General features: G+C 74.0%; 22 protein-coding genes. 20 read left to right on the top strand and 2 right to left on the bottom strand.

What is annotated here, in order from left to right:
* Positions 1-133: 133 nt before the first annotated feature.
* The 3 genes from ABZW10_RS25135 to thiD all read left to right on the top strand — a co-directional run bounded on the left by ABZW10_RS25135 (position 134) and on the right by thiD (position 3,083).
* On the top strand, positions 134-1,099 hold the full coding sequence (locus ABZW10_RS25135; RefSeq protein WP_355369683.1) for a thiamine-phosphate kinase: 966 nt from the start codon (positions 134-136) through the stop codon (positions 1,097-1,099).
* 143 nt (positions 1,100-1,242) lie between these two features.
* Positions 1,243-2,268 carry a 6-phosphofructokinase gene (locus tag ABZW10_RS25130; protein ID WP_355369681.1) on the top strand — a complete coding sequence of 342 codons (1,026 nt, stop codon included), beginning with the start codon at positions 1,243-1,245 and terminating at the stop codon, positions 2,266-2,268.
* Between the two features lie 17 nt (positions 2,269-2,285).
* Positions 2,286-3,083 (top strand): bifunctional hydroxymethylpyrimidine kinase/phosphomethylpyrimidine kinase, encoded by a 798-nt coding sequence (gene thiD / locus ABZW10_RS25125; RefSeq protein ID WP_355369679.1) that lies wholly within the window; start codon positions 2,286-2,288, stop codon positions 3,081-3,083.
* Positions 3,084-3,215: 132 nt separating this feature from the next.
* Here thiD and rpmB read toward each other — a convergent pair whose 3' ends face one another.
* Entirely contained in the window at positions 3,216-3,401 is a 186-nt protein-coding gene (gene rpmB, locus ABZW10_RS25120) for a 50S ribosomal protein L28 (RefSeq protein WP_073813963.1), read from the bottom strand.
* Between the two features lie 285 nt (positions 3,402-3,686).
* Between rpmB and ABZW10_RS25115 the strand changes: the two genes are divergently transcribed.
* The 10 genes from ABZW10_RS25115 to mutM all read left to right on the top strand — a co-directional run bounded on the left by ABZW10_RS25115 (position 3,687) and on the right by mutM (position 13,573).
* The gene (locus ABZW10_RS25115; protein WP_355369677.1) at positions 3,687-5,318 is read left to right on the top strand and encodes a DAK2 domain-containing protein; all 1,632 of its coding nucleotides are present in this window, start codon (positions 3,687-3,689) and stop codon (positions 5,316-5,318) included.
* A gap of 41 nt (positions 5,319-5,359) precedes the next feature.
* Entirely contained in the window at positions 5,360-7,609 is a 2,250-nt protein-coding gene (gene recG / locus ABZW10_RS25110) for an ATP-dependent DNA helicase RecG (RefSeq protein ID WP_355369675.1), read from the top strand.
* Between the two features lie 105 nt (positions 7,610-7,714).
* On the top strand, positions 7,715-8,248 hold the full coding sequence (locus tag ABZW10_RS25105; RefSeq protein ID WP_355369673.1) for a hypothetical protein: 534 nt from the start codon (positions 7,715-7,717) through the stop codon (positions 8,246-8,248).
* Between the two features lie 97 nt (positions 8,249-8,345).
* Positions 8,346-8,933 (top strand): 16S rRNA (guanine(966)-N(2))-methyltransferase RsmD, encoded by a 588-nt coding sequence (gene rsmD, locus ABZW10_RS25100; RefSeq protein ID WP_355369671.1) that lies wholly within the window; start codon positions 8,346-8,348, stop codon positions 8,931-8,933.
* A gap of 51 nt (positions 8,934-8,984) precedes the next feature.
* Positions 8,985-9,476, top strand: coding sequence for a pantetheine-phosphate adenylyltransferase (gene coaD / locus ABZW10_RS25095; protein WP_355369669.1), 492 nt, complete (start codon positions 8,985-8,987; stop codon positions 9,474-9,476).
* Between the two features lie 193 nt (positions 9,477-9,669).
* Positions 9,670-10,875 (top strand): ATP synthase F0 subunit B, encoded by a 1,206-nt coding sequence (locus ABZW10_RS25090; RefSeq protein WP_355369667.1) that lies wholly within the window; start codon positions 9,670-9,672, stop codon positions 10,873-10,875.
* A gap of 141 nt (positions 10,876-11,016) precedes the next feature.
* Positions 11,017-11,661, top strand: a complete 645-nt coding sequence (locus tag ABZW10_RS25085; RefSeq protein WP_355369665.1) for a DUF177 domain-containing protein — start codon at positions 11,017-11,019, stop codon at positions 11,659-11,661.
* Between the two features lie 2 nt (positions 11,662-11,663).
* The gene (rpmF, locus tag ABZW10_RS25080; RefSeq protein ID WP_097236113.1) at positions 11,664-11,837 is read left to right on the top strand and encodes a 50S ribosomal protein L32; all 174 of its coding nucleotides are present in this window, start codon (positions 11,664-11,666) and stop codon (positions 11,835-11,837) included.
* Positions 11,838-11,857: 20 nt separating this feature from the next.
* Complete coding sequence (gene rnc, locus ABZW10_RS25075; protein ID WP_355369663.1) at positions 11,858-12,646, top strand: ribonuclease III; 789 nt, start codon at positions 11,858-11,860, stop codon at positions 12,644-12,646.
* Between the two features lie 57 nt (positions 12,647-12,703).
* Positions 12,704-13,573, top strand: a complete 870-nt coding sequence (gene mutM, locus ABZW10_RS25070) for a bifunctional DNA-formamidopyrimidine glycosylase/DNA-(apurinic or apyrimidinic site) lyase (protein ID WP_355369661.1) — start codon at positions 12,704-12,706, stop codon at positions 13,571-13,573.
* A 10-nt stretch (positions 13,574-13,583) separates the two neighbouring features.
* On the opposite strand, the gene ABZW10_RS25065 is transcribed toward mutM, so the two are convergent.
* Positions 13,584-14,507 (bottom strand): hypothetical protein, encoded by a 924-nt coding sequence (locus ABZW10_RS25065; protein WP_355369659.1) that lies wholly within the window; start codon positions 14,505-14,507, stop codon positions 13,584-13,586.
* Between the two features lie 312 nt (positions 14,508-14,819).
* Between ABZW10_RS25065 and ABZW10_RS25060 the strand changes: the two genes are divergently transcribed.
* The 7 genes from ABZW10_RS25060 to ftsY all read left to right on the top strand — a co-directional run bounded on the left by ABZW10_RS25060 (position 14,820) and on the right by ftsY (position 23,466).
* Positions 14,820-16,199 (top strand): hypothetical protein, encoded by a 1,380-nt coding sequence (locus ABZW10_RS25060; protein ID WP_355369657.1) that lies wholly within the window; start codon positions 14,820-14,822, stop codon positions 16,197-16,199.
* A 122-nt stretch (positions 16,200-16,321) separates the two neighbouring features.
* Positions 16,322-16,900, top strand: coding sequence for a hypothetical protein (locus ABZW10_RS25055; RefSeq protein WP_355369655.1), 579 nt, complete (start codon positions 16,322-16,324; stop codon positions 16,898-16,900).
* A gap of 31 nt (positions 16,901-16,931) precedes the next feature.
* Positions 16,932-17,426, top strand: a complete 495-nt coding sequence (locus ABZW10_RS25050) for a helix-turn-helix domain-containing protein (protein ID WP_355369653.1) — start codon at positions 16,932-16,934, stop codon at positions 17,424-17,426.
* A gap of 35 nt (positions 17,427-17,461) precedes the next feature.
* A complete protein-coding gene (locus ABZW10_RS25045) occupies positions 17,462-17,761 on the top strand; it encodes an acylphosphatase (RefSeq protein WP_355369651.1) in 300 nt (99 codons plus the stop codon).
* 414 nt (positions 17,762-18,175) lie between these two features.
* Positions 18,176-18,379, top strand: a complete 204-nt coding sequence (locus ABZW10_RS25040; protein WP_270143783.1) for a hypothetical protein — start codon at positions 18,176-18,178, stop codon at positions 18,377-18,379.
* Between the two features lie 191 nt (positions 18,380-18,570).
* The gene (smc, locus tag ABZW10_RS25035; RefSeq protein WP_355369649.1) at positions 18,571-22,137 is read left to right on the top strand and encodes a chromosome segregation protein SMC; all 3,567 of its coding nucleotides are present in this window, start codon (positions 18,571-18,573) and stop codon (positions 22,135-22,137) included.
* A 99-nt stretch (positions 22,138-22,236) separates the two neighbouring features.
* Entirely contained in the window at positions 22,237-23,466 is a 1,230-nt protein-coding gene (gene ftsY, locus ABZW10_RS25030; RefSeq protein WP_355369647.1) for a signal recognition particle-docking protein FtsY, read from the top strand.
* The last annotated feature ends 17 nt before the right edge of the window (positions 23,467-23,483 follow it).

Here is a 23,483-nt window from a genome sequence, read left to right as displayed (position 1 = left end):
CTGATCACCACGCTACCTCTCGGCGGGCCGGGGAGGGGAGACCCGTGCGCCCTCGAAGGGCGTACGCTGCGCGCGGAGGCGGCGTGACCGCAGGACGTACGCGCCCGGCCGGGCGCAACCGAGAGGACGGCAGATGCAGGGGACCGTGGGCGAGCTCGGCGAGTTCGGACTCATCAGGGAGCTGACCGCCCGGGTACCGCTCACCGACGCGGTCGACCTCGGCCCGGGTGACGACGCCGCCGTGGTGAAGGCCCCGGACGGCCGGGTGGTGGCCACCACGGACGTGCTGATCGAGAACCGGCACTTCCGCCGGGACTGGTCCACCGCCTACGACGTGGGCCGCAAGGCGGCCGCGCAGAACCTCGCCGACGTGGCCGCGATGGGCGCGGTGCCGACCGCGCTGCTGCTGGGCCTGGTCGCGCCGGCGGACCTGCCGACCACCTGGGCCACCGAGCTGATGGACGGGCTGCGGGACGAGTGCCAGGTGGCCGGAGCGACGGTGGTCGGCGGGGACGTGGTGCGCGGGGACACCATCACGCTGGCCATCACGGCGCTCGGGGACCTTCAGGGGCGCGCGCCGGTGACGCGCGCCGGTGCCCAGGTGGGCGATGTGGTCGCGGTCACCGGCTGGCTCGGCTGGTCGGCGGCCGGCCTGACGGTGCTGCAGCGCGGCTTCCGCTCGCCGCGGGCCTTCGTCGAGGCGCACCGCCGCCCGGAGCCGCCGTACCACGCGGGCCCGGCCGGGGCGGGGCTGGGCGCCACCTCGATGATCGACGTGAGCGACGGACTGGTCGCCGACCTCGGGCACGTGGCCGGGGCGAGCGGGGTGGACATCGACCTGCGGGCGGCCGACTTCGACGTGCCGGCGCAGATGGCGGACATCGGCCAGGCGGTCGGGGTCGACCCGCTGGTCTGGGTGCTGTCCGGCGGCGAGGACCACGCGATCGTCGCGACCTTCCCGCGCGGGGTCCAACTGCCCGCCCGCTGGCGGGTGGTGGGCGAGGTCGTCGGCCGGGCGCGGGTGGCCCGCGGCGGCCGGGTGACGGTGGACGGCGAGGCCTGGGACCGGGTCGGCGGCTGGGACCACTTCGCGGAGTGACGACCGGCCCGCGCCGGGCGGTGGCTGGCGGCCGTCCGGCCGGGGAGTGCGTAGGCTTGGCCCACGGCCCGGCCGCCCTTTCTGCACGCGGGTGGTCTGGACCATTATGGTCTGAACCACTTCGAGCGGGAGAGTCCACCACCATGCGAATCGGAGTCCTGACCAGCGGCGGCGACTGCCCCGGCCTGAACGCGGTGATCCGTTCCGTGGTGCACCGGGGCACCGATGTGCACGGCGACGAGATCGTCGGCATCGAGGACGGCTTCCTCGGCCTCATCGAGGGCCGCACCCGCCCCGTTTCGCACGACGACGTCACCGGCCTGCTCACCCTCGGCGGCACCATCCTCGGCTCGGCCCGGGTGCAGCGCGAGCGGATCCAGTGGGCGGTGGAGAACGCCAAGACCCTCGCCCGGGACATCGGCATCGACGCGCTGATCGCCATCGGCGGCGAGGGCACCCTCACCGCCGCCCGGATGTTCAGCGAGGCCGGACTGCCGGTGGTCGGCGTCCCCAAGACCATCGACAACGACATCGACGCCACCGACGTCACCTTCGGCTTCGACACCGCGGTGCACGTCGCGACCGAGGCGATCGACCGGCTCAAGACCACCGCCGAGTCCCACCAGCGCGTCATGGTCGTGGAGTTGATGGGCCGTCACACCGGCTGGATCACCCTCACCGCCGGCATGGCGGGCGGCGCGCACGGCATCCTGATCCCGGAGAAGCCGTTCGACATCGAGGCGGTGGCCCGGATGGTCGAGGACCGGTTCGCCCGCGGCAAGAAGTTCGCCATCATCGCCGTCGCCGAGGGGGCCTCCCCGATGCCCGGCACCATGCGCTTCGACCACGGCGAGGTGGACCGGTTCGGGCACCGGACCTTCGGCGGGATCGGCAACCGCCTCGCCCACGAGCTGGAGAACCTGCTCGGCAAGGAGGCCCGCCCGGTCATCCTCGGCCACGTCCAGCGCGGCGGCACCCCCACCGCCCGGGACCGGGTGCTCGCCACCCGGTTCGGCTGGCACGCCGTGGAGGCCGTGCACCGGGGCGAGTTCGGCCACTTCACCGCGCTGCGCCGCAACGACATTCGGATGGTGCCCATCGCCGACGCGGTGACCACGCTCAAGACCGTCCCCGAGGAGCACTGGGTGGAGTCCGAGGCGGTGCTGTGACCGCGTAGGTTGGGCGCATGTCTTCCACCGCACCTCCCCGCGTTCTCACGGTCGCCGGCTCGGACTCCGGCGGCGGCGCCGGCATCCAGGCCGACCTCAAGGCGATGCTCGCCCTCGGCGTGCACGGCATGAGCGTGATCACCGCCGTGACCGCGCAGAACTCGCTCGGCGTCCAGGGCTACTGGGAGCTGCCCGCCGAGGCCGTCCGCGCCCAGTTCCGCAGCGTGGTCGACGACATCGGCGTCCAGGCCGTGAAGACCGGCATGCTCGCCTCGATCGAGCTGGTCGAGACCGTCTCCGAGCTGCTGGCCGGGGTCGGCGCCCCGGTCGTGGTCGACCCGGTCGGCGTCTCCAAGCACGGCGACGCGCTGCTCGCCGCCGAGGCCGTCGCCACCGTCCGGGAGAAGCTGCTCCCGGTCGCCACCCTCGCCACGCCCAACCTGCACGAGGTGACGCAGCTCACCGGCCGGGCGGTCGAGGACGAGGCGCAGATGCTGGACGCCGCGAAGGCGCTGCTCGACCTCGGGCCGCGCTGGGTGCTGGTCAAGGGCGGGCACCTGCCCGGCGAGGCGGCCGACCTGCTGTACGGCGGGGCCGGCGAGGAGCACTGGTACCGGGCGCCGCGCTACGACAACCGGCACACCCACGGCACCGGCTGCACCCTGGCCAGCGCGATCGCCGCCGGCCTGGCCAAGGGCGAGGCGCTGCCCGAGGCGGTGGCCTCGGCGAAGGAGTACATCACCGGGGCGATCGCCGGCGGCTTCGCGCTCGGCGCCGGCATCGGACCGGTCGACCACGCCTGGCGCTGGCGCTGAGGCACCGCGCAAACGCCTGTGGGCGGGCCCGAGGGCCCGCCCACATCGGGTCGGTCGATGCCGGAACAACAGAAAGCCGGTTCACCCGAGGATGAACCGACTCACTGGAGGACCGGCATACCGGTCTGCGCGTCAGCGCGAGACCTTACCGGCCTTGATGCACGAGGTGCAGACGTTGAGCCGCTTCGGCGTCCGCCCAACCACAGCGCGCACCGTCTGGATGTTGGGGTTCCAGCGACGGGGGGTACGGCGGTGCGAGTGGGAGATGCTGTTGCCGAAGCCCGGCCCCTTGCCGCAGACGTCGCAGTTGGCAGCCACAGGAGTCACTCCAAGACTTCAGATCATTTACATGAGACAACCCCGCCAGACCAGCGGAGCACTCGCGTGAACCGAACCGGACCAAGGGGTGAGCCTGAACCTGTTCCAGGCAACCGGAAGAGCATACAACGCTTGCTTCCGTTCAACGAAACTACCATGACCGGCCAGGTGATCGCTCCGGCCGTCGTGTCCGCCGCCGCCTCCCGGCCCCCGATAACCTGCCGGTACGACCCCTCGCCGTTCACTCTCAGGCCATCACGGCGTCCCATCTCCGGAGGAGACCTGGTGCTGCACACGCTCGACGCCCCGGCCGTGCGCAGCTGGTGCCAACTGGCGCTGCGCGCGCTGGGCCAGGCCCGCGAGGAGATCGACGCACTCAACGTCTACCCCGTCCCGGACGGCGACACCGGCACCAACCTGTACCTGACCGTGGAGTCGGCGGCCGCCGAGGTGGAGAGCCGCTTCGCCGACCCGGGCCCCGGTCCGGCGCCCGGCCTGGCCGAGACCGCCCGGGCGATGGCCCGCGGCGCCCTGGTCGGCGCGCGCGGCAACTCCGGGGTGATCCTCGCCCAGTGGCTGCGCGGCGCGGCCGAGAGGCTCGCCGACGGCGGCGGCGCCGACCAGCTGCGGGCCGCCCTCCAGCGGGCCGCCGACGCCGCCTACCAGGCCGTCGCCGAGCCGGTCGAGGGCACCCTGCTGACCGTCGCCAGGATCGCCGCCCGGGAGGCCGGCCGGGCCGGCGACGGGCTCGGGCAGGTCGCCGAGGCCGCCCACCGGGCCGCCCGCGACGCACTGCGGCAGACCCCCCGGCAGCTCGCCGTGCTCGCCGAGAACGGGGTGGTGGACGCCGGCGGCCGCGGTCTGGTCGCCGTCCTCGGGGCGCTCGCCGACGCGGTGGCCGGCCACCAGCCGATGGGGCCGGTCGCGCTGCGGGGCGACGTCCGGTCCGTGGAGAGCTGCGAGGCGCACGTGCGCCCGCCCGGCCCCGGGTACCCCGCGTTCGAGGTGATCTACCTGCTGGACGCACCCGACGAGGCGCTGCCCGCGCTGCGGACGCGGCTCGGCGAACTCGGCGACTCGCTGGTGGTCGGCGGCGGCGACGGCCTGTGGAACGTGCACGTCCACGTCGACGACGCGGGCGCCGCCGTGGAGGCCGGGGTCGAGGCCGGGCGCCCGCACCAGATCCGGATCACCCACTTCGCCGAGGCCGCCGCCCGCTCCGGCGCCGCCGCCGACCGCGGCGAGCCCGAGCGGCCGGCCCGGGCGGTGCTCTCGGTGGTCTCCGGCGCGGGCCTCGCCGAACTCTGCGAACAGGCCGGCGGGGTCGTCCTGCACGCCGAGCCCGGCCGTCCGCCGGCCAGCGCCGAACTCGCCGCCGCGGTGCGCCGGGCCGCCGCCCGCGAGGTGGTGCTGCTGCTCAACGACCCCGAACTGCGGGCCGCCGCCGGGGCCGCCGCCGACCAGCTGCGCGAGGAGGGCGTGCGGATCGCCGTGCTGCCCACCCGCTCGCCGGTCCAGGGCCTGGCCGCGCTCGCCGTGCACGAGGCCGGGCGGCGCTTCGACGAGGACGTGGTCGCCATGACCTCCGCGGCCGGCGCCACCCGGTACGCCGAACTGGCCGTCGCCGAGGGCGAGTCCTGGACCATGGCCGGGGTCTGCCAGGCCGGCGACGTGCTCGGCCTGATCGACGGGGACGTCGCGGTGATCGGCGCGGGCCTCGCCGAGGTCGGCGCGAGCGTGCTGGACCGGATGCTCGGCGGGGGCGGCGAACTGGTCACCCTGGTCCTCGGCGAGGGCGCCCCCGAAGGCCTCGCCGAGGGCCTCGTCGCCCACGCCCGGCACAGCCGGCCCGAGGTGGACGCGGTGGTCTTCCACGGCGGCCAGGAGTCGGCGCCACTGCTGATCGGCGTGGAGTGAGCGCCCGGATTGTCGGTCCGGTGGTGTAAACAGGGGCCTTGATGGGCGCTCTCGATGAACCACTGACCAAGCTCGTCGGCGACCGGACCGCCAAGGTGCTCGCCGACAGCCTCAAGCTGCGCACGGTCGGGGACCTGCTGCACCACTATCCGCGCCGCTACGTCGAACGCGGCCAGCTCACCAGTCTGGACGAGCTGGAGATCGACGAGCACGTCACCGTGCTGGCCCGGATCGAGAAGGTCACCCTGATCCCCTTCCGGGGCCGCAAGGGCGACCGCCTGGAGGTGGTGGTCACCGACGGCCGCAGCCGGCTCTCGCTGGTCTTCTTCAACCAGGGCTGGCGGCAGAAGGAGCTGCGCCCCGGGACGCAGGGCCTGTTCGCGGGCAAGGTCGGGGTGTTCAACCGGGCCCGCCAACTGGCCTCGCCCGACTACCAGCTGCTCGACGACGCGGACGGCGACAACGCCGCCGCGCAGTTCGCCGGACGGCTGATCCCGGTCTACCCGGCCAGCGCCCAGATGCCCAGCTGGAAACTCTCGCTCTGCGTGGAGACGGCGCTCACCAAGCACCTGTCCGACGTCGGCGAGCCGCTGCCCGCCGAACTGCGCGAGCGGCACGGGCTGATCGCGCTGCCCGAGGCGCTCGAACTGATCCACCGGCCGCGCCACCAGGCCGACCGCGAACGCGCCCAGGAACGGCTGCGCTGGGACGAGGCGTTCGTCCTGCAGGTCGCCCTCGCCCAGCGCCGGGCCGCCGACTCCGCGCTGCCCGCCAAGCCGCGCGAGGCCCGTCCGGACGGCCTGCTGGACGCCTTCGACGCCCGGCTGCCGTTCACCCTGACCGAGGGCCAGCGGAAGGTCGCCGCCGAGATCGCCGCCGACCTCGCGAGCGACCACCCGATGCACCGCCTGCTGCAGGGCGAGGTCGGCTCCGGCAAGACCATGGTGGCGCTGCGCGCCATGCTCGCCGTGGTCGACGCCGGCGGGCAGGCGGTGCTGCTGGCGCCCACCGAGGTGCTCGCCCAGCAGCACCACCGCTCCATCGTCGAGATGATGGGCGACCTCGCCGAGGGCGGCCTGCTCGGCGGGTCCGACCTGGGCACCCGGGTGGTGCTGCTCACCGGGTCGATGGGCGTCCCGGCCCGGCGCCAGGCGCTGCTCGACATGGCCTGCGGGGACGCCGGCATCGCGATCGGCACCCACGCGCTGATCGAGGACAAGGTGCAGTTCCAGGACCTCGGCCTGGTGGTGGTCGACGAGCAGCACCGCTTCGGCGTCGAGCAGCGGGACGCGCTGCGGGCCAAGGGCGAGCAGCCGCCGCACCTGCTGGTGATGACGGCCACCCCGATCCCGCGCACGGTCGCGATGACCGTCTTCGGGGACCTGGAGACCTCCGTCCTGGACCAGCTGCCGGCCGGCCGCTCGCCGATCTCCACCCATGTGGTGCCGGCCGTCGAGAAGCCCAACTTCCTGACCCGCGCCTGGGAGCGGGTCCGCGAGGAGGTGTCCAAAGGCCACCAGGCGTACGTGGTCTGCCCGCGGATCGGCGACGAGGAGCCCGACGAGCCGAAGGGCGGCAAGGGCGGCAAGGGCGCGAAGCGCGGGCGCCGCGCCGAGGACCTGGAGGAGCTGCTGGACGACGCGCCCGACGAGGGCGCCGCGGCCGAGGGCGACCGGCGGCCCCCGCTGTCGGTCGTGGAGACCGCCGCCCGGCTGACCGGCGGCCCGCTGGCCGGGCTGCGGGTGGAGATCCTGCACGGGCGGCTCGCCCCGGAGGCCAAGGACGAGGTGATGCGCCGGTTCGCGGCCGGCGAGGTGGACGTGCTGGTCGCCACCACGGTGATCGAGGTCGGGGTCAACGTCCCCAACTCCACCGCGATGGTGATCATGGACGCGGACCGGTTCGGCGTCTCCCAGCTGCACCAGCTGCGCGGCCGGGTCGGCCGCGGCTCCGCCCCCGGGCTCTGCCTGCTGGTCACCGACATGCCGGCGGCCAGCGCCGCCCGCGCCCGGCTGGACGCGGTGGCGGGCACCCTGGACGGCTTCCAGCTGTCCCGGATCGACCTCGAACAGCGCCGCGAGGGCGATGTGCTGGGCCAGGCGCAGTCCGGCGTGAAGTCCTCGCTCAAGGTGCTCTCGGTGCTGGAGGACGAGGAGGTCATCGTCACCGCCCGCGCCGAGGCCACCCGGCTGGTCGCCGAGGACCCGGACCTCGCCGCCCACCCGGACCTGCGCACCGTCCTGGAGAGCCTGCTCGACGAGGACCGCGCGGCCTACATGGAGAAGGGCTGAGGAGCCCTTCGGCCGGGCCCGATTGTCAGACCCCCGGGAGAGAATGAAGGTGTTCAGGGCGCACCCCCAAGGTGCGTTCCTGGCACGACACTTGGGGGTTTAGCCATGGCATTCCGTCATCTCAACGAGCTCCCGCTGGGCGACAAGGTCTTCCGGATCGAACTCGCCAGCGACGACGACCGCGAGGTCACCCTCACCCTCACCGGCTGGCGCGAGGGGGCCGCCGCCGCCCCGCTCGCCTCCGGCAAGCTGCGGCTGCCGGTGGAGGACGTCGCCTCGCTGCGGATCGCGCTCAACCGCGCGCTCCGGGCGCTGGCGATCGTCGCCGACGTCTCCGAGCCCATCCCCGACCGCGACGTGCTGCGCGAGCTCTACCCCGGCCACGGCGCCCCCTGGGTGCCGCAGCACGAGGAGGAGCTGGTCCGGCGCTTCCACGAGGGCGAGACCGTCGCCCGGATCGCCGCCCGCTTCGGCCGCACGCCCGACTCCGTCCGCACCAAGCTGCGCGAGCTCGGCCACGACCCGCGCCGCCCCGAGTACTGCCCGCCCGACGGATGCCTGTCCTGGTCCCGCTACGCCTCGCCGTCGCTGCTCGGCGCGGCCGTGCCGGCCCAGGCGGCCGGTTCCGAGGCGAGCTGATCACCTGAGTGCGTGAGCGTGGCCCCCGCCGGGCGGACCGGCGGGGGCCACGGCCGTATAGCGTGGTCGGGCAGCGACGAAAGGACCTCCCACCACCATGACCCGCGTGATCGCCGGGGCGGCCGGCGGCCGTCGGCTGGCCGTACCGCCCGGCCGGGGCACCCGCCCGACCTCCGACAAGGCCCGCGAGGCGATGTTCTCCACCCTGGAGGCGCTGCGCGGAACGACCCTGCACGGCGCCCGGATGCTGGACCTGTTCGGCGGATCGGGCGCGGTCGGCCTGGAGGCGCTCTCGCGCGGCGCCGAGCACGTGCTGCTGGTCGAGGCGGACGCCCAGGCGGCCCGGGTGATCCGGGAGAACGTCCGGACGATCGGCCTGCCGGGCGCGCTGGTGAAGGCCGCCAGGGCCGAGAAGGTGATCGCCGGCCCCGCCCCGGAGGCCCCGTACGACCTGGTCTTCCTTGACCCGCCGTACGTCGTCACCGACGACGAGGTGCGCGAGATGCTGATCACACTGTCGGCTGGGGGCTGGCTCGCGGAGGACGCACTCGTCACCGTGGAGCGCAGCACCCGCGGCGGCGCGTTCGACTGGCCGGAGGGCTTCGAGACGCTGCGCTCCCGCCGTTACGGCGAGGGCACGCTCTGGTACGGTCGCGCCGCCGCCGAGACCCGCCACCACCCCTAGCGGGCCCGGGCCCGCAGGATTCCCGTCACCCCACGAGGGAGCACACACGCCATGCGCCGCGCCGTCTGCCCCGGGTCCTTCGACCCGATCACCAACGGTCACCTCGACATCATCGAGCGGGCCTCGAAGCTGTACGACGTGCTGCACGTCGCGGTGCTGATCAACCGCAACAAGCAGGGCATGTTCACGGTCGAGGAGCGGATCGAGCTGATCGAGGAGACCACCGCCCAGTACGGCAACGTGGTGGTCGAGTCGCACCTCGGCCTGCTGGTGGACTTCTGCCGCGAGCGGGGCATCCCGGCGATCATCAAGGGCCTGCGCGCGGTGAGCGACTTCGACTACGAGCTGCAGATGGCCCAGATGAACCACGGCCTGAGCGGCGTCGACACCCTCTTCGTACCGACCTCGCCGACGTACAGCTTCCTCTCCTCGACGCTGGTCAAGGAGGTCGCCTCGTACGGCGGCGACGTCTCGCATCTGCTGCCGGAGACGGTGCACCGCCGGCTGGTCGAGCGGATCGCCGAGCGGAGCGCCCAGCAGTGAACCCGGGATGACCGGACGTCCGTTTCTGCTGGTTCGTCATGGTTTGTCCGAGGGGTGGGAAGACGGCCGCGCGCAGGCGTTGTGACCTCGCCCGGCAGTGGCCGTACAGTCTGTATTCCTGCCCTGCGGTGACGTCCACCGCGCCGGGCGCTGCCTCCGCCGGACCTCGGCGGCACACGGAAAGACGAAGCCCGTGGACGTGCAGAACAAGGTCGACGAGATCGTGGCGGCCGTCGAGAACGCCCGCTCGATGCCCATGTCGGCCTCCTGCGTGGTGAACCGTGCCGAGCTGATCACCCTGCTCCAGGACCTCCGCGCGGCCCTGCCCGCCGAGCTGGCCCAGGCCCAGTCGGTGATGGCCGACCACGAGTCGGTGGTCGCGGACGCCCAGGCCGAGGCCGACCGGATCATCCAGGGCGCGCACTCCGAGCGCGGCTCGCTGATCTCCGACACCGAGGTGGTCCGCCGCGCCCAGGCCGAGGCCGACCGGATCCTCGCCGAGGCCCGCGCCGAGATCGAGACCAAGCGCGCCGAGGCCGACGACTACGTGGACAGCAAGCTCGCCAACTTCGAGGTCGTGCTGACCAAGACGCTCGGCGCCGTCGGCCGCGGCCGCACCAAGCTGCGCGGCGACGCGAGCGTCTTCGAGACCGAGTACGAGGGCGAGACCGACGGCGAGGAGTTCCAGCCGCAGCGGATCAGCCCCAGCCCCGAGGTCGACGAGTACGTCGATGTGAAGCTCGCCACCCTGGAGAACGTGCTCAGCGCGACCCTGGAGGCGGTCGGCAAGGGCCGCGACAAGCTGACCGGCAAGCGGCCGATCGACGAGCTCGGCGCCTACCTGGCCGCCGCCGACGAGGCGCAGCAGGCCAAGGAGCGGGCCGAGGCGGTCGCGGCGGGCTTCGCGGGGGACGCGGACGGCACCGAGCTGGCCTGGTACCGCGAGGAGGTGCCGCAGCAGCAGACCTGGCCGGAGCAGAACCCGGCCGCGGCCGGCTGGCAGGCGCCCGGCGCGGACCAGTACGCGGCCGCGCAGCAGGGCGGCGCCCAGTACGCCGAGGTGTACGGCGGCGGCTACGACCCGGCCGGCGGCCAGGCCGCGGACCCGTACGGCGCCCAGTACGCCTACCAGCAGCAGCAGGGTCAGCAGCACGGCCAGCAGCACGGGCAGCAGCCCAGGTACGACGACGGCCGGCAGGGCGGAGGCTACGGCTACCCGCCCCAGCAGCAGGGCTACCAGGACCAGCAGCAGTACAACGCCGGCTACGGCTACCCGCAGCAGCCCGCCAACCCGCCCGCGCCCGTGCCGCAGCAGACCCAGGCCGGGCTGGACGAGACCAGCTTCTTCGACACCAGCATGATCGACATGACCCGGCTGCGGGAGCTCGGCGGCCGGTAGGGCGCGGGCACGAAGTTGGGCCTGGCGGGAGACTCGGGTAGTCTGACCACTCCGGCCTCTCCGTGTCGGGCCGTCGGTCTGCCCGCGCATCCCCCGACGAGCAGCGCCGCGCACCGGAACCCCTCAGGAAGTCAGGACACCTTGAACCGCCTCGACCACCGCGACCCCCTCGTGTTCGACACGCACGAGCTGGGCCGTCGTCCGGGTGCGCTGCGCAGGGTGACCCGGACCCTGGAGGCCCCCGAGGGCCTGGGGATCATCGATGTGATCGGTGTCCCGGAGAAGAGCGAGATCACCCTGGAGCTCCGCCTGGAGTCCGTGGTCGAGGGCGTGCTGGTCACCGGCACCGCCGAGACCCGGGTCGAGGGCGAGTGCGTCCGGTGCCTGGAGCCGGTCGAGTCCGACCTCGACGTCGACTTCCAGGAGCTGTACTACTACCCGGAGTCCGACGAGCGCCACCGCGCCCGGACCGCCGGGGCCGAGGACCTCGAAGAGGACTCGGAGGAAGAGACTTACCGTCTGGAGGGCGATTACTTCGACCTCCAGCCGGTGCTGCGTGACGCGGTGGTGCTCGCACTGCCGCTGCAGCCGGTGTGCCAGGAAGACTGCCTGGGTCTGTGCTCCGAATGCGGAGCGCGCCTGAGCGACGACCCGGCGCACCACCACGACGCCGCCGACCCCCGGTGGGCGGCTCTGCAGGGACTCTCCGCCGCCCACGGCGACGAGGGTGACGGAATCAAGAACAGCGACACCCGTGAGGGTCTCGCCGAGAACCAGGAGAAGTAGCCGTGGCTGTTCCGAAGCGGAAGATGTCGCGCAGCAACACGCGCCACCGCCGGTCCAACTGGAAGGCCGTTGCCCCGGCCCTCGTGGCGTGCGACCGCTGCCACGAGCCGAAGCTCTCGCACATCGCGTGCCCGAGCTGCGGCACGTACAACCGCCGCCAGGTCCTCTCGGTCTGATCGGCGGGGTGCACGGATCGATGTCGGACGGTAACTCTTCCCGCAAGGCGACCACGGCTCCGAAGACTCCTTCGGGCGGTGGCAGGGCCGGCGGGCCGGCTTCGACCGAATACGACGTCCTGGAAGGGCGCCTCGGGTACACGCTCGAGCGCGCCCTTCTGGTACGTGCCCTGACCCACCGCTCGTACGCGTACGAGAACGGTGGTCTGCCCACCAACGAGCGCCTGGAGTTCCTCGGCGACTCGGTGCTGGGCCTGGTGGTGACCGACACCCTCTACCGCGTCCACCCGGACGTCCCGGAGGGCACGCTCGCCAAGCTGCGCGCCGCGGTGGTCAACTCGCGCGCGCTCGCCGACGTCGGCCGCGGCCTGGAACTGGGCGCGTTCATCCGGCTCGGCAAGGGCGAGGAGGGCACCGGCGGCCGCGACAAGTCGTCGATCCTCGCCGACACGGTCGAGGCGGTCATCGGGGCCGTCTACCTGGACCGGGGCCTGGACGCCGCCACCGAGTTCGTCCACCGGCTGTTCGACCCGCTGATCGAGGAATCCTCTCAGCTGGGCGCCGGCCTGGACTGGAAGACCAGCCTCCAGGAGCTCACCGCCTCGGTGGGCATCGGAGTGCCGGAGTACGTGGTCGAGGAGTCCGGTCCGGACCACGAGAAGACCTTCACCGCAGCGGCCCGGGTGGCCGGCGAGGACTTCGGCAGCGGCGTCGGCCGCTCGAAGAAGGAAGCCGAGCAGAAGGCCGCGGAGAGCGCCTGGCGGGCGATCAAGGAGAAGTACGCCGACCGCCTGCCGAACAGCGCCTGACCACGCAGTAGCCTTCCTCCTGCAGAGCCGAGTCCGTTCCGCTGGAGGCGTGTTCCCGTGCCCGAACTTCCCGAGGTCGAGGTCGTCCGCCGCGGTCTGGCGAACTGGGTCGCCGGGCGGACCGTCGCCGGCGTCGAGGTGCTGCACCCGCGTGCGGTGCGCCGTCAGCCGGCCGGTGCGGCCGACTTCACGGCCCGGCTCACCGGCACCACCCTCGGTGCGGCACAGCGCCGCGGCAAGTACCTCTGGGTGCCGCTGTCGGGGGCCGGCGAAGGCTTCTCGCTGATCGGCCACCTCGGGATGAGCGGCCAGCTGCTCGTCCAGGACCCGACGGTGCCGGACGAGACGCATCTGCGGGTGCGGCTGCGGTTCACCGACGGCGGGCGCGAGCTGCGCTTCGTCGACCAGCGGACCTTCGGCGGTCTCGCGGTCGAGGAGGCCGAGGACGGCGATCCGGAGGGCACCCCGCTCTCCATCGCGCACATCGCCCGCGACCCGCTCGACCCCCGCTTCGACGACGCCGCCTTCGCGGCGTCGCTGCGCGCCCGGCGCACCACCGTGAAGCGGGCGCTGCTGGACCAGACGCTGATCAGCGGGGTCGGCAACATCTACGCCGACGAGGCGCTGTGGCGCTCCCGGCTGCACTACGATCGGCCGACCGCGACGCTGACCCGGCCGCAGGCGCTGCTGCTGCTGGCCAACGCCCGGGACGTGATGGCGGCGGCGCTGGCCGTCGGCGGTACCAGCTTCGACAGCCTGTACGTCAACGTGAACGGCGAGAGCGGCTACTTCTCCCGCGACCTGGACGCCTACGGGCGGGAGCACGAGCCCTGCCGGCGCTGCGGCACCGCCATGCGGCGGGCCGCCTGGATGAACCGGTCGAGCTACTTCTGCCCGCGCTGCCAGCGCGCACCGCGGGTGCGGTGACCCGCCGGTCTCAGCGCTCGGCGAGCTCCGGTTCGGCCGGTGCCGGTTCGGGCTGTCCACCGTGGGTGTCCTGGCCGAAGTAGGCGACGCCGACCGCCGCGACCACCGCGATCAGGAAGCCGAGCACGCCGAGCCAGCCGAGGCCGGCCTTGGAGGAGTCGCCGAGCCAGATCACGCCGACCGCGCCGGGCAGCACCGTCTCGCCGACCACCAGGGCGGCGGTGGCGCCGTTCACCGAGCCGATCTGCAGCGCCACGGTGTGCACGTACATGCCGCCGATGCCGCCGACCAGGATCGCGTACAGCGCCGGGTCGGAGAGCAGCAGGCCGAGGTCGAACGGCTCCACGCCGTTGAGGATGCGCACGCCGACGCCGAGCGCGCCGAACCCGAGGCCGGAGAGCAGACCGGCGACGATCGCGCCGTTGGCGCCCATCCGGCGCACCAGCAGGCCGCCGCCGGCCAGCAGCACGGTGGTGATCGCCAGCAGCCACCAGTGGAAGGCCATCGCGGCGTGGTGGCCGCCCTCCGGCCCGGCGGAGACCGCGAGCAGCACCAGCGCCGAGCAGAGCACGCCGATCGAGGCCCACTCCAGTTGCTTGAGCCGGATGCCGAGCAGCTTGATCGAGAGCACCGCGGTGATCACCAGGTTGGCGCTGATGATCGTCTGGGAGAGGAACAGCGGCAGCATCCGGGCGGCCAGCGCGCCGAGCCCGAAGCCGATGAAGTCCAGCACCGTGCCGAGGATGAACTCCCAGGTCACGGCGGCCTTGGCGGTGGAGGCGAGGCTGGGCCCGCCGTGCGCGGTGGTGCCGGCCGAGGCTCCGCCCCGGGCGGCCTCCTCGCGTGCGGAGCGCCGGGAGCCGACGGCCTGCAGGACCGAACCGGTGCCGTAGCAGGCGGAGGCCGCCACGGCGGTGACGAGGCCGATCAACACGCGGAGCTCCGATCAGGAGGGGTGGTGCGGGATGGTCAAAAGATGGTCATGAGGTGGCGGTACGGCCACCAGTGTGCCCGGTCGCGGGGTACGGTCGGCACGCCCGGCCCGGCGTCCGGTCCGGTCCGGTGTCCGCCGGGAGGTACGTGCGGGCCGTCGGCCGGGTTCCCGTCCCGGGGCCGCTTCAGGGGCGGTGGGGCGAAAGATCATCCCGGAGAAGGGGGCGCACCCCGGCGGACGGTGGGGGTGCCCGGCCGGGTGGTACCCGGCCGGTATGCCTTGCACCGGGGCCGTTCGGGGTAGCGTCGAGGCATGAGAACCCTTGCACGACGACGTTCCCGGGGCGTCGGGCCGGTGGCGCTGGTGTCGGCGCTGCTCGGGCTGCTGCTCCTGCTGGCGCCGGCGGCCTCGGCGGCCGGCGGTCTCGACGACGCGGCCGCCACGCTCAAGCAGGGCCGAGTCTACGTCGACCCGGCGATGGCGGACCGGTTCGGCCAGAGCCAGGCCGACGCGCTGACCGCGAAGATCCGTAAGGCGGACAAGCCGATCTTCGTGGCGGTCGTCCCGGCCGCCGACCCGTACGGCGCGAGGACCGTCTTCGACGACCTGCGCACCAAGGTCGGCATCACCGGCACCTACGCGATCTGGCGCGGGGACCAGTTCCAGGCCCGCTCCGACAAGGGCGCGCTGCCCAGCGCGAGTGCCGAGCGGATCGCCGGAGCCTCCTTCCGCTCCCACCCCGGCAACATCGACGCCACGCTGAACGACTTCGTCGACACCGCCGCCCCGCAGATCAAGGGGCACGGCGTGAACAGCGACAGCGGTGGCGTCTCCGCCGCCGCGGTGGTCGTCCCGCTGGCCCTGCTGGCGCTCGCCGGCACCGGCGTCTTCCTGCTGTTCCGCCGGGCCAAGCGGAAGAAGGAGGAGCAGCGCCGGGCCGAGCTGGCGCAGCTGCGCCAGGTGGTCGACGAGGACATCACCGCCTACGGCGAGGAGCTGGACCGGCTCGACTTCGTGCCGTCCGCCGCGGACGCCGACGACGTGCAGCGCGGCGACTACACCCACGCCCTGGACTCGTACGAGAAGGCCAAGCGGCTGATGGACGAGGCCAAGGGGCCGGAGGACGTGAAGCCGGTGACCGAGGCGCTGGAGGACGGCCGGTTCGCGCTGGCCACCCTGGCGGCCCGGCGGGACAAGCGCCCGCTGCCGGAGCGCCGGCCGCCGTGCTTCTTCGACCCGCGGCACGGCCCGTCCGTGCTGGACGCCGAGTGGTCCCCGGCGGGCGGCGCCGCCCGCTCCGTCCCGGTCTGCAGGGCCGACGCGGACCGGCTGGCGGCCGGCCTGGACCCGGAGGTCCGGACCGTCCCGACCGAGCACGGCCCGCAGCCGTACTGGAACGCGGGCCCGGCCTACGGTCCCTGGGCGGGTGGCTACTTCGGCGGCTTCGGCGGCGGCGGTCTGCTGCCAGGGCTGCTGGTCGGCACCATGCTCGGCTCGATGATGGCCACCCCGGCGTACGCGGCCGGCCCCGTCGACGCGGGCGCCGGCTTCGACGGCGGCGACTTCTCCGGCGCGGACTTCAACGCCTCCGACTTCGGCGGCGGTTTCGACGGCGGGGACTTCGGCGGCGGCGGGGACTTCGGGGGTGGCGGGGACTTCGGGGGTGGCGGCGACTTCGGAGGCGGGTTCTGACGCCGTCGCGCGCTCTGTCCTGAGCCTCCGGCCGATGCGATGATCGGCCCACGGCCCCCGTCGGGTGACCGGCGGGGGCCGTGGCGTGTCGCGGAGGGGACGCCGACGGAGGGGGCGGGGGAATGGCGCCGGATCATGCCCTGGCGCGGCGGTGGCTGCGGGCGGACGAGGAACTTCTCGGGCTGGTCGAGGTCCGGCTGAGCACGCTGGTCCTCCGGCCGCCGAAGCGCTACCGGCGATCCGGGCGGGACGTGGAGGCCGGCGTGGAGAACGCGATCGACCACGGTCCCGACCTCCTGGAACCCGAGGTGCTGGTGGCCCTCGCCGGGCTGACCGTGCTGGTGGTCGGCGGGCGACTGGTCACGCCGCCGGTGCGGGGCGGCTGGGAGAGCACCGCGGGCCGGTTCGCCGCCGCCGCCCGGGAGGCCGAGCCGTCGCGCTCGTCGGACACCTTCGGCTTCGTGCTGCTGGCCGTCACCGACCGCCGCGTCCTGCTGCTGAAACGGCGCGGCGCGTTCGCGGCCGAGCACCTGACCGATCTCGGGCCGTTCCGGCTGCGCAGGCCCCCGGACGTCCGCGCCGGTTCGCGCGCCCGCCGGGTCGAGCTGCGGTTCGCGGACGACTCGACCGTCGCCGTGCGGGTGGCTCCCGGGCAGCTCAAAGCCCTGGCCGGGCTGGCCTTCCTGAGCGGAAGGGTTTGAGAACCCAACCCTGTGTGGCAGGCTGTCCGGCGTGACCTCCGACCTCCCCGCCCCGCCGTCCCTGCCCGGGCGGCCGTGCTCGATCGCCGCCGCGCTCCACGTGGTGGGGGAGAAGTGGGCGCTGCTCGCGGTGCGGGAGCTGTTCTACGGCAACCACCGCTTCGACCGGATCGCCCGCAACACCGGGGCGCCCCGCGACCGGCTCACCGCGCGGCTGCGGGCGCTGGAGGAGGCGGGTGTGGTCGAGCGCCGGGCCTACAGCGAGCGGCCGCCGCGCTACGAGTACCACCTGACCGAGGCCGGCCGCGACCTCGCGCCGCTCACCCAGGCCCTGCTCGCCTGGGGCGACCGCTGGGTGCTGCCCGAGCCGCCGGTGGGCTTCGCACACACGCCCGAAGGGCACCCGCCGCACCCGTACGACCCGCACTGGGTGTGCCGGACCTGCGGCGAGCCCGGGCGCGCCGCCGACCTGCGGGCCGAGATCCGCAGCCCGGGATGGACGGCCGAGGGCCCGTCCGGCCCGTGACGCGCGCCGCCGCCGGGGCGGATAGGGTCGGTGGCATGCACGGTCGTGACGCCCACAGTGACGAGCCGGTCCGGGTCACCGCCTGGGTGCGCGGCAAGGTCCAGGAGGTCGGCTTCCGCTGGTGGACCAGGGCGCGGGCGCTGGAGATCGGCCTGACCGGCTACGCCAGCAACCTCGGCGACGGCCGGGTGCAGGTGGTGGCCGAGGGCCTCGCCCCGGACTGCGAACAGCTGCTCGCCCTGCTCAGGGGCCCCGACACCCCGGGCCGGGTCGCCGGGGTGACCGAGATCTGGACCGCCGTCGGCCCCGGCTACGAGAGCTTCGCGATCCGCTGACCGCCCCCGCACACCCGGCCCCCAGCGAGCCGCCGGAAAACGATCGGCAACCGGCGGTGTCGTACGGTTGCCATCCGGGCAGACTCGTGGTTGACTCCGCATCGAACGATGATCCACGAGCACGTGGTGGACCCCCCTTCGTGGCCGGCCGGCGTGACGACACCGCCAGGCAGGTGACAGGGGCGCGGTAGCGTGCGGTGATCGTGTTGACCCGTACCGTCTTTGGTGAGACGCTGGAAGCCCCGCGCACACGACCGCGTCATTCCGGTAGGCGCACGCCCCCGTGAGCCCAGCTCACGGTGGTTGTGCCGTAGTGCCCAGCCAGCACTGCCGGTGCGCGCCGCGCGTGCGTCCCCCTTCCCCCTAGACCTGTACCGTTCCGGTTCGGTCACTCAGCGTGGAGGACCATTCATCATGGCAAAGGCGCTTCTCGGGTACGTCGGCGGCCCCGACCCGCGAATGCTCTCCGAGATGCGACGGCTGCAGCAGCGCGTCCAGGATCTCGAAGCCGAGCTCCTTCGGATGCAGGCTGAGAACGACGCTCTCACCGCTGTCGCCGGCGAGCACTCGTTGCTCAACAGCATCGATCTGGATCAGCGGGAGCCGGCTCTCACCTGAGTCCCGCCCGATCTCCCCCGATCGACGCCGCTGTGCACTGAGCCGCCCCGAAAGGGACGCAGCTTGCAAGGGACGCCCCGTGTGGCGTCCCTTCGTCGTGTCCGGGGCCGTGTCCGGGAACCTGTCGCCGCACCGCCGGGGGATACAGTCGCCGCTGGAGCCCCTGGCGAGCGAGGTGAGGAGACCGGCGCGTGCACCTGAAGAGTCTGACGCTGCGCGGGTTCAAGTCCTTCGCCTCCGCGACCACCCTCCGCTTCGAGCCCGGCATCACCTGCGTGGTCGGGCCCAATGGCTCCGGCAAGTCCAACGTCGTCGACGCGCTCTCCTGGGTGATGGGCGAGCAGGGCGCCAAGTCGCTGCGCGGCGGCAAGATGGAGGACGTCATCTTCGCCGGGACCAGCGGGCGCGCCCCGCTCGGCCGCGCCGAGGTCAGCCTCACCATCGACAACACCGACGGCGCCCTGCCGATCGAGTACTCCGAGGTGACCATCACCCGGACGATGTTCCGCAACGGCGGCAGCGAGTACGCGCTCAACGGCGACACCTGCCGCCTGCTGGACATCCAGGAACTGCTCTCCGACTCCGGCATCGGCCGCGAGATGCACGTCATCGTCGGCCAGGGACAGCTCGACTCCGTCCTGCACGCCGACCCGATGGGCCGGCGCGCCTTCATCGAGGAGGCGGCCGGCGTCCTCAAGCACCGCAAGCGCAAGGAGAAGGCGCTGCGCAAGCTGGACGCGATGCAGGTCAACCTCAACCGCGTCCAGGACCTGGTGGCCGAACTGCGCCGCCAGCTCGGCCCGCTCGGCCGGCAGGCCCGGATCGCCCGGCGCGCCGCCGGCATCCAGGCCGACCTGCGCGACGCCCGGCTGCGACTGCTCGCCGACGACCTGCTCGCGCTGCGCACCGCCGTCGAGGCGGAGATCGCCGACGAACTGGCCCTGCGGCTGCGCCGCTCCACCGTCGAGCAGGAGCTCGGCCACGCGATCCGGCGCGAGGCCGTGCTGGAGGCGCAGGTCCAGCAGCTCGGCCCCGGCCTGGAGGCCGCCCGGCAGACCTGGTACCGGCTCTCCGCACTGGCCGAGCGCACCCGCGGCACCATCGGGCTGGCCGAGGCCGCGGCCCGGCACGCCGCCGCCGGCGGGCAGGCCGAGGAGCGGCGCGGCCGGGACCCGGAGGAGCTGGAGCGCGAGGCCGGGCGGGTCCGGGAGGAGGAGTCGGCGCTGGCCGCGGCCCTGGAGCAGGCCGAGGAGGCGCTCGACGAGGCCGTCGAGGGCCGGGCCGGGCTGGAACGCGCCCTCGCCGTCGAGGAACGCCGGCTCAAGGACGCCGCCCGGGCCATCGCCGACCGCCGGGAGGGACTGGCCCGGCTCCAGGGGCAGGCCGCCGCCGCCCGCTCCAAGGCCGCCGCCGCCGAGGCCGAGATCGGCCGGCTCGCCGAGGCCCGCGACGAGGCGCTGCAACGCGCCGAGGCCGCCCGGCAGGAGTACGAGGAGCTGCGGGCCCGGGTCGAGGCCGACACCGAGGACGGCGAACGGGCCGACACCGCGCACGACGGCGCCCGGGAACGGCTCGCCGGGGTCGAGCAGGAGCTCGCCGCCGCGCGCGAGGCCGCCGCCACCGCCGAGCGAGAGCGGGCCGCGCTGACCGCCCGGCACGAGGCGCTGGCGCTCGGCCTGCGCCGCAAGGACGGCAGCGGCGCACTGCTCGCCGCCGGGGACCGGACGGCCGGGCTGCTCGGACCGGCCGCCGCGCTGCTGCGGACCGCCCCCGGCCACGAGACCGCCGTCGCCGCCGCCCTCGGCGCCGCCGCCGACGCGGTGGCCGTCGACTCGCCCCACGCCGCCGCCGAGGCGCTGCGGCTGCTGCGCAAGGAGGACGCCGGCCGGGCCGCCCTGCTGATCGCCGGCGCCCCCGAACCGGCCGACCCGGTGGGGGAGTTGCCGCCCGGCGCCCGCTGGGCCGCCGATCTCGTCGACGGCCCGGCCGAACTTCGGCCCGCCGTCGGCCGGCTGCTGGCGGGCGTCGCGGTGGTGGACACTCTCGACCAGGCCCTGCGGCTGGTCGCCGCGCACCCCGCGCTGAGCGCCGTCACAGCCGAGGGCGACCGGCTCGGTGCCGGCTTCGCGCACGGCGGCTCCGGCGCCGCCCCCAGCCTGCTGGAGACCCAGGCCGCGGTGGACGAGGCCGCCCGGGCGATCTGCGAACTCGACGTCCGCTGCGCCGAATCGGCCGGGCGACTGGCCGAACTCACCGAACGGCGCCGGGAGTCGGCCGCCGAACTGGATCAACTCGCCGTCCGGCGGCGGCAGCTGGAACGCGAGCGAGCCGAGGTGGCGGGCACCCTGGGCCGGCTCGGCGGACAGTCCCGGGCCGCCGCCGGCGAGGCCGAACGGCTGACCGCCGCGGCCGGCCGCGCCGAGGACGGTCTGGCCCAACTGCTCGCCACCGCCGAGGAACTGGCCGAGCGGCTGACGGTCGCCGAGGAGACCGCCGCCGACGGCGAGGACGAGCCGGACGCCGCCGAACAGCAGCGGCTGGCCGCGGCCGCCACCGCCGCCCGGCAGGCCGAACTGGAGGCCCGGCTCGCCGTGCGCACCCACGAGGAGCGGGTCCGCGCCCTGGCCGGCCGGGCCGACCAGCTGGACCGGGCCGCCCGTGCCGAGCGCGAGGCGCGCGCCCGGGCCGCCGAACGCCGCCGGCGCGCCGAGCGGGACGCCGCCGTGGCCGGCGCCGTCGCCGCGGGCGCCCGGCAGCTGCTCGCCTGCCTGGAGGTGTCGCTGGCCCGCGCGGACGCCGAACGGGCCGCCGTCGAACAGGCCCGGGCGGTGCGCGAGGCGGAGCTGAAGGAGCACCGCGGGCACGGGCGCGAGCTCAAGGAGGAGCTGGACAAGCTGGTCGACGCCGGCCACCGCGACGAGGTGCTGCGGGCGGAGAAGCGGCTGCGGATCGAACAGCTGGAGGGCCGGGCGCTGGAGGAGTTCGGCATCGAGGGCTCCGAACTGCTGGCCTCCTACGGGCCGGACCAGCTCGTCCCGCCGTCCACGCCGGAGGAGGGGCAGGAGCCGGACGAGCCGTACCCGTACGTCCGCGCCGAGCAGGAGAAGCGGCTGCGCTCGGCCGAGCGGGCGTACCAGCAGCTGGGCAAGGTCAACCCGCTGGCGCTGGAGGAGTTCGCCGCCCTGGAGGAGCGGCACACCTTCCTCGGCGAGCAGCTGGACGACCTCAAGCGCAGCCGGCGCGACCTGCTCGACATCGTCAAGGACGTCGACCAGCGCGTCGAGCAGCTGTTCACCGCCGCCTACCACGACACCGCCGCGCAGTTCGAGGGGGTGTTCTCCCGGCTGTTCCCGGGCGGCGAGGGGCGGCTGGTGCTCACCGATCCGGAGTCCATGCTGACCACCGGCGTCGAGGTGGAGGCCCGCCCGCCCGGCAAGAAGGTCAAGCGGCTGTCGCTGCTCTCCGGCGGCGAGCGCTCGCTGACCGCCGTGGCGCTGCTGGTCTCGATCTTCAAGGCCCGGCCCAGCCCGTTCTACGTCATGGACGAGGTCGAGGCCGCGCTGGACGAGACCAACCTGCGGCGGCTGATCGCGATCATGGAGGAGCTGCGGGAGAGCTCCCAGCTGATCGTGATCACCCACCAGAAACTGACCATGGAGTCCGCCGACGCCCTGTACGGGGTGACCATGAAGGGCGACGGCATCTCGCAGGTGATCAGCCAGCGGCTGAGGGAGGACCAGAAGGAGCGGCGGCCCTGACCCGCCGGTGATCCACTTTCCGGCCCCGTCCGGTCGGCGGGTGATCCACCCGGCCGCCTGCGGTTCGCCGGGACCGGTGTCGCGGATACTTGGGGAGTTATGGAATACGTGATTCTTGCCGTAGTCATCGCGGTGGTCGCCATCGGCGCGATCGCCGGACTCGTCGTTTCCGGCAGACGACGCCAGCAGCTGCCCCCGAAGTCGCAGGCGCCGGTCATCACGGCGCCCCCGACCCCGCGCGAGCCCGCCGTCGGCGAGGAGGCCGCGCCGCCGACCGAGGAACCGCGCCGCACCGTCGAGGAGGTCCAGCTCCCCGAGGCCGAGGCCCGCGCCGAGGCCGAACCCGTCGCCGAGGCCGAAGCCGTCGCCGAGGCGGCCGAGGAAGCCCCGGCCATCGAGGTCCCCGAGCCCACCGCCGGCCGTCTGGTCCGGCTGCGCTCGCGGCTCTCCCGTTCGCAGAACTCGCTCGGCAAGGGCCTGCTCTCGCTGCTCTCCCGCGAGCACCTCGACGAGGACACCTGGGAGGAGATCGAGGAGACCCTGCTGACCGCCGACGTCGGCGTGGCCCCCACCCAGGAGCTGGTCGAGCGGCTGCGCACCCGGGTCAAGGTGCTCGGCACCCGCACCCCCGAGCAACTGCGCGGCCTGCTGCGCGAGGAGCTCGTCGAGCTGATCGGCAAGGACGCCGACCGCACCGTGCGCTCCACCAGGCACGACGAGGGCCCCGCGGTCGTCCTGGTCGTCGGCGTCAACGGCGTCGGCAAGACCACCACCACCGGCAAGCTGGCCCGGGTGCTGGTCGCCGACGGCCGCACGGTGGTGCTCGGCGCGGCCGACACCTTCCGTGCCGCCGCCGCCGACCAGCTGCAGACCTGGGGCGAGCGGGTCGGTGCGCGCACCGTGCGCGGGCCGGAGGGCGGCGACCCGGCGTCGATCGCCTTCGACGCCGTCAAGGAGGGCATCGCCGAGGGCGCGGACACCGTCCTGGTGGACACCGCCGGGCGTCTGCACACCAAGACCGGCCTGATGGACGAGCTGGGCAAGGTCAAGCGGGTCGTGGAGAAGCACGGCCCGGTGGACGAGGTGCTGCTGGTGCTGGACGCCACCACCGGTCAGAACGGGCTGATCCAGGCCCGGGTCTTCGCCGAGGTGGTCGACATCACCGGCATCGTGCTGACCAAGCTGGACGGCACCGCCAAGGGCGGCATCGTGGTCGCCGTCCAGCGCGAGCTGGGCGTGCCGGTCAAGCTGATCGGGCTCGGCGAGGGTGCCGACGACCTGGCGCCGTTCGAGCCGGGCGCGTTCGTGGACGCGCTGATCGGGGACTGAGCACCGTCCGGTGCCAC

The sequence above is a fragment of the Kitasatospora sp. NPDC004723 genome (genome assembly GCF_040609255.1).
Classification (GTDB): Bacteria; Actinomycetota; Actinomycetes; order Streptomycetales; family Streptomycetaceae; genus Kitasatospora.
Note: the sequence above shows the minus strand (reverse complement) of the source record. Positions and strands in the feature narration are given on the sequence as shown.

Bases quoted from the DNA above. Each gene is read 5' to 3' on its own strand.
- ABZW10_RS25135 (WP_355369683.1), top strand. From the start codon at position 134: ATGCAGGGGACCGTGGGCGAGCTCGGCGAGTTCGGACTCATCAGGGAG.
- ABZW10_RS25130 (WP_355369681.1), top strand. From the start codon at position 1,243: ATGCGAATCGGAGTCCTGACCAGCGGCGGCGACTGCCCCGGCCTGAAC.
- thiD (WP_355369679.1), top strand. From the start codon at position 2,286: ATGTCTTCCACCGCACCTCCCCGCGTTCTCACGGTCGCCGGCTCGGAC.
- recG (WP_355369675.1), top strand. From the start codon at position 5,360: ATGGGCGCTCTCGATGAACCACTGACCAAGCTCGTCGGCGACCGGACC.
- ABZW10_RS25105 (WP_355369673.1), top strand. From the start codon at position 7,715: ATGGCATTCCGTCATCTCAACGAGCTCCCGCTGGGCGACAAGGTCTTC.
- rsmD (WP_355369671.1), top strand. From the start codon at position 8,346: ATGACCCGCGTGATCGCCGGGGCGGCCGGCGGCCGTCGGCTGGCCGTA.
- coaD (WP_355369669.1), top strand. From the start codon at position 8,985: ATGCGCCGCGCCGTCTGCCCCGGGTCCTTCGACCCGATCACCAACGGT.
- rnc (WP_355369663.1), top strand. From the start codon at position 11,858: ATGTCGGACGGTAACTCTTCCCGCAAGGCGACCACGGCTCCGAAGACT.
- ABZW10_RS25060 (WP_355369657.1), top strand. From the start codon at position 14,820: ATGAGAACCCTTGCACGACGACGTTCCCGGGGCGTCGGGCCGGTGGCG.
- ABZW10_RS25055 (WP_355369655.1), top strand. From the start codon at position 16,322: ATGGCGCCGGATCATGCCCTGGCGCGGCGGTGGCTGCGGGCGGACGAG.
- ABZW10_RS25045 (WP_355369651.1), top strand. From the start codon at position 17,462: ATGCACGGTCGTGACGCCCACAGTGACGAGCCGGTCCGGGTCACCGCC.
- ABZW10_RS25040 (WP_270143783.1), top strand. From the start codon at position 18,176: ATGGCAAAGGCGCTTCTCGGGTACGTCGGCGGCCCCGACCCGCGAATG.
- ftsY (WP_355369647.1), top strand. From the start codon at position 22,237: ATGGAATACGTGATTCTTGCCGTAGTCATCGCGGTGGTCGCCATCGGC.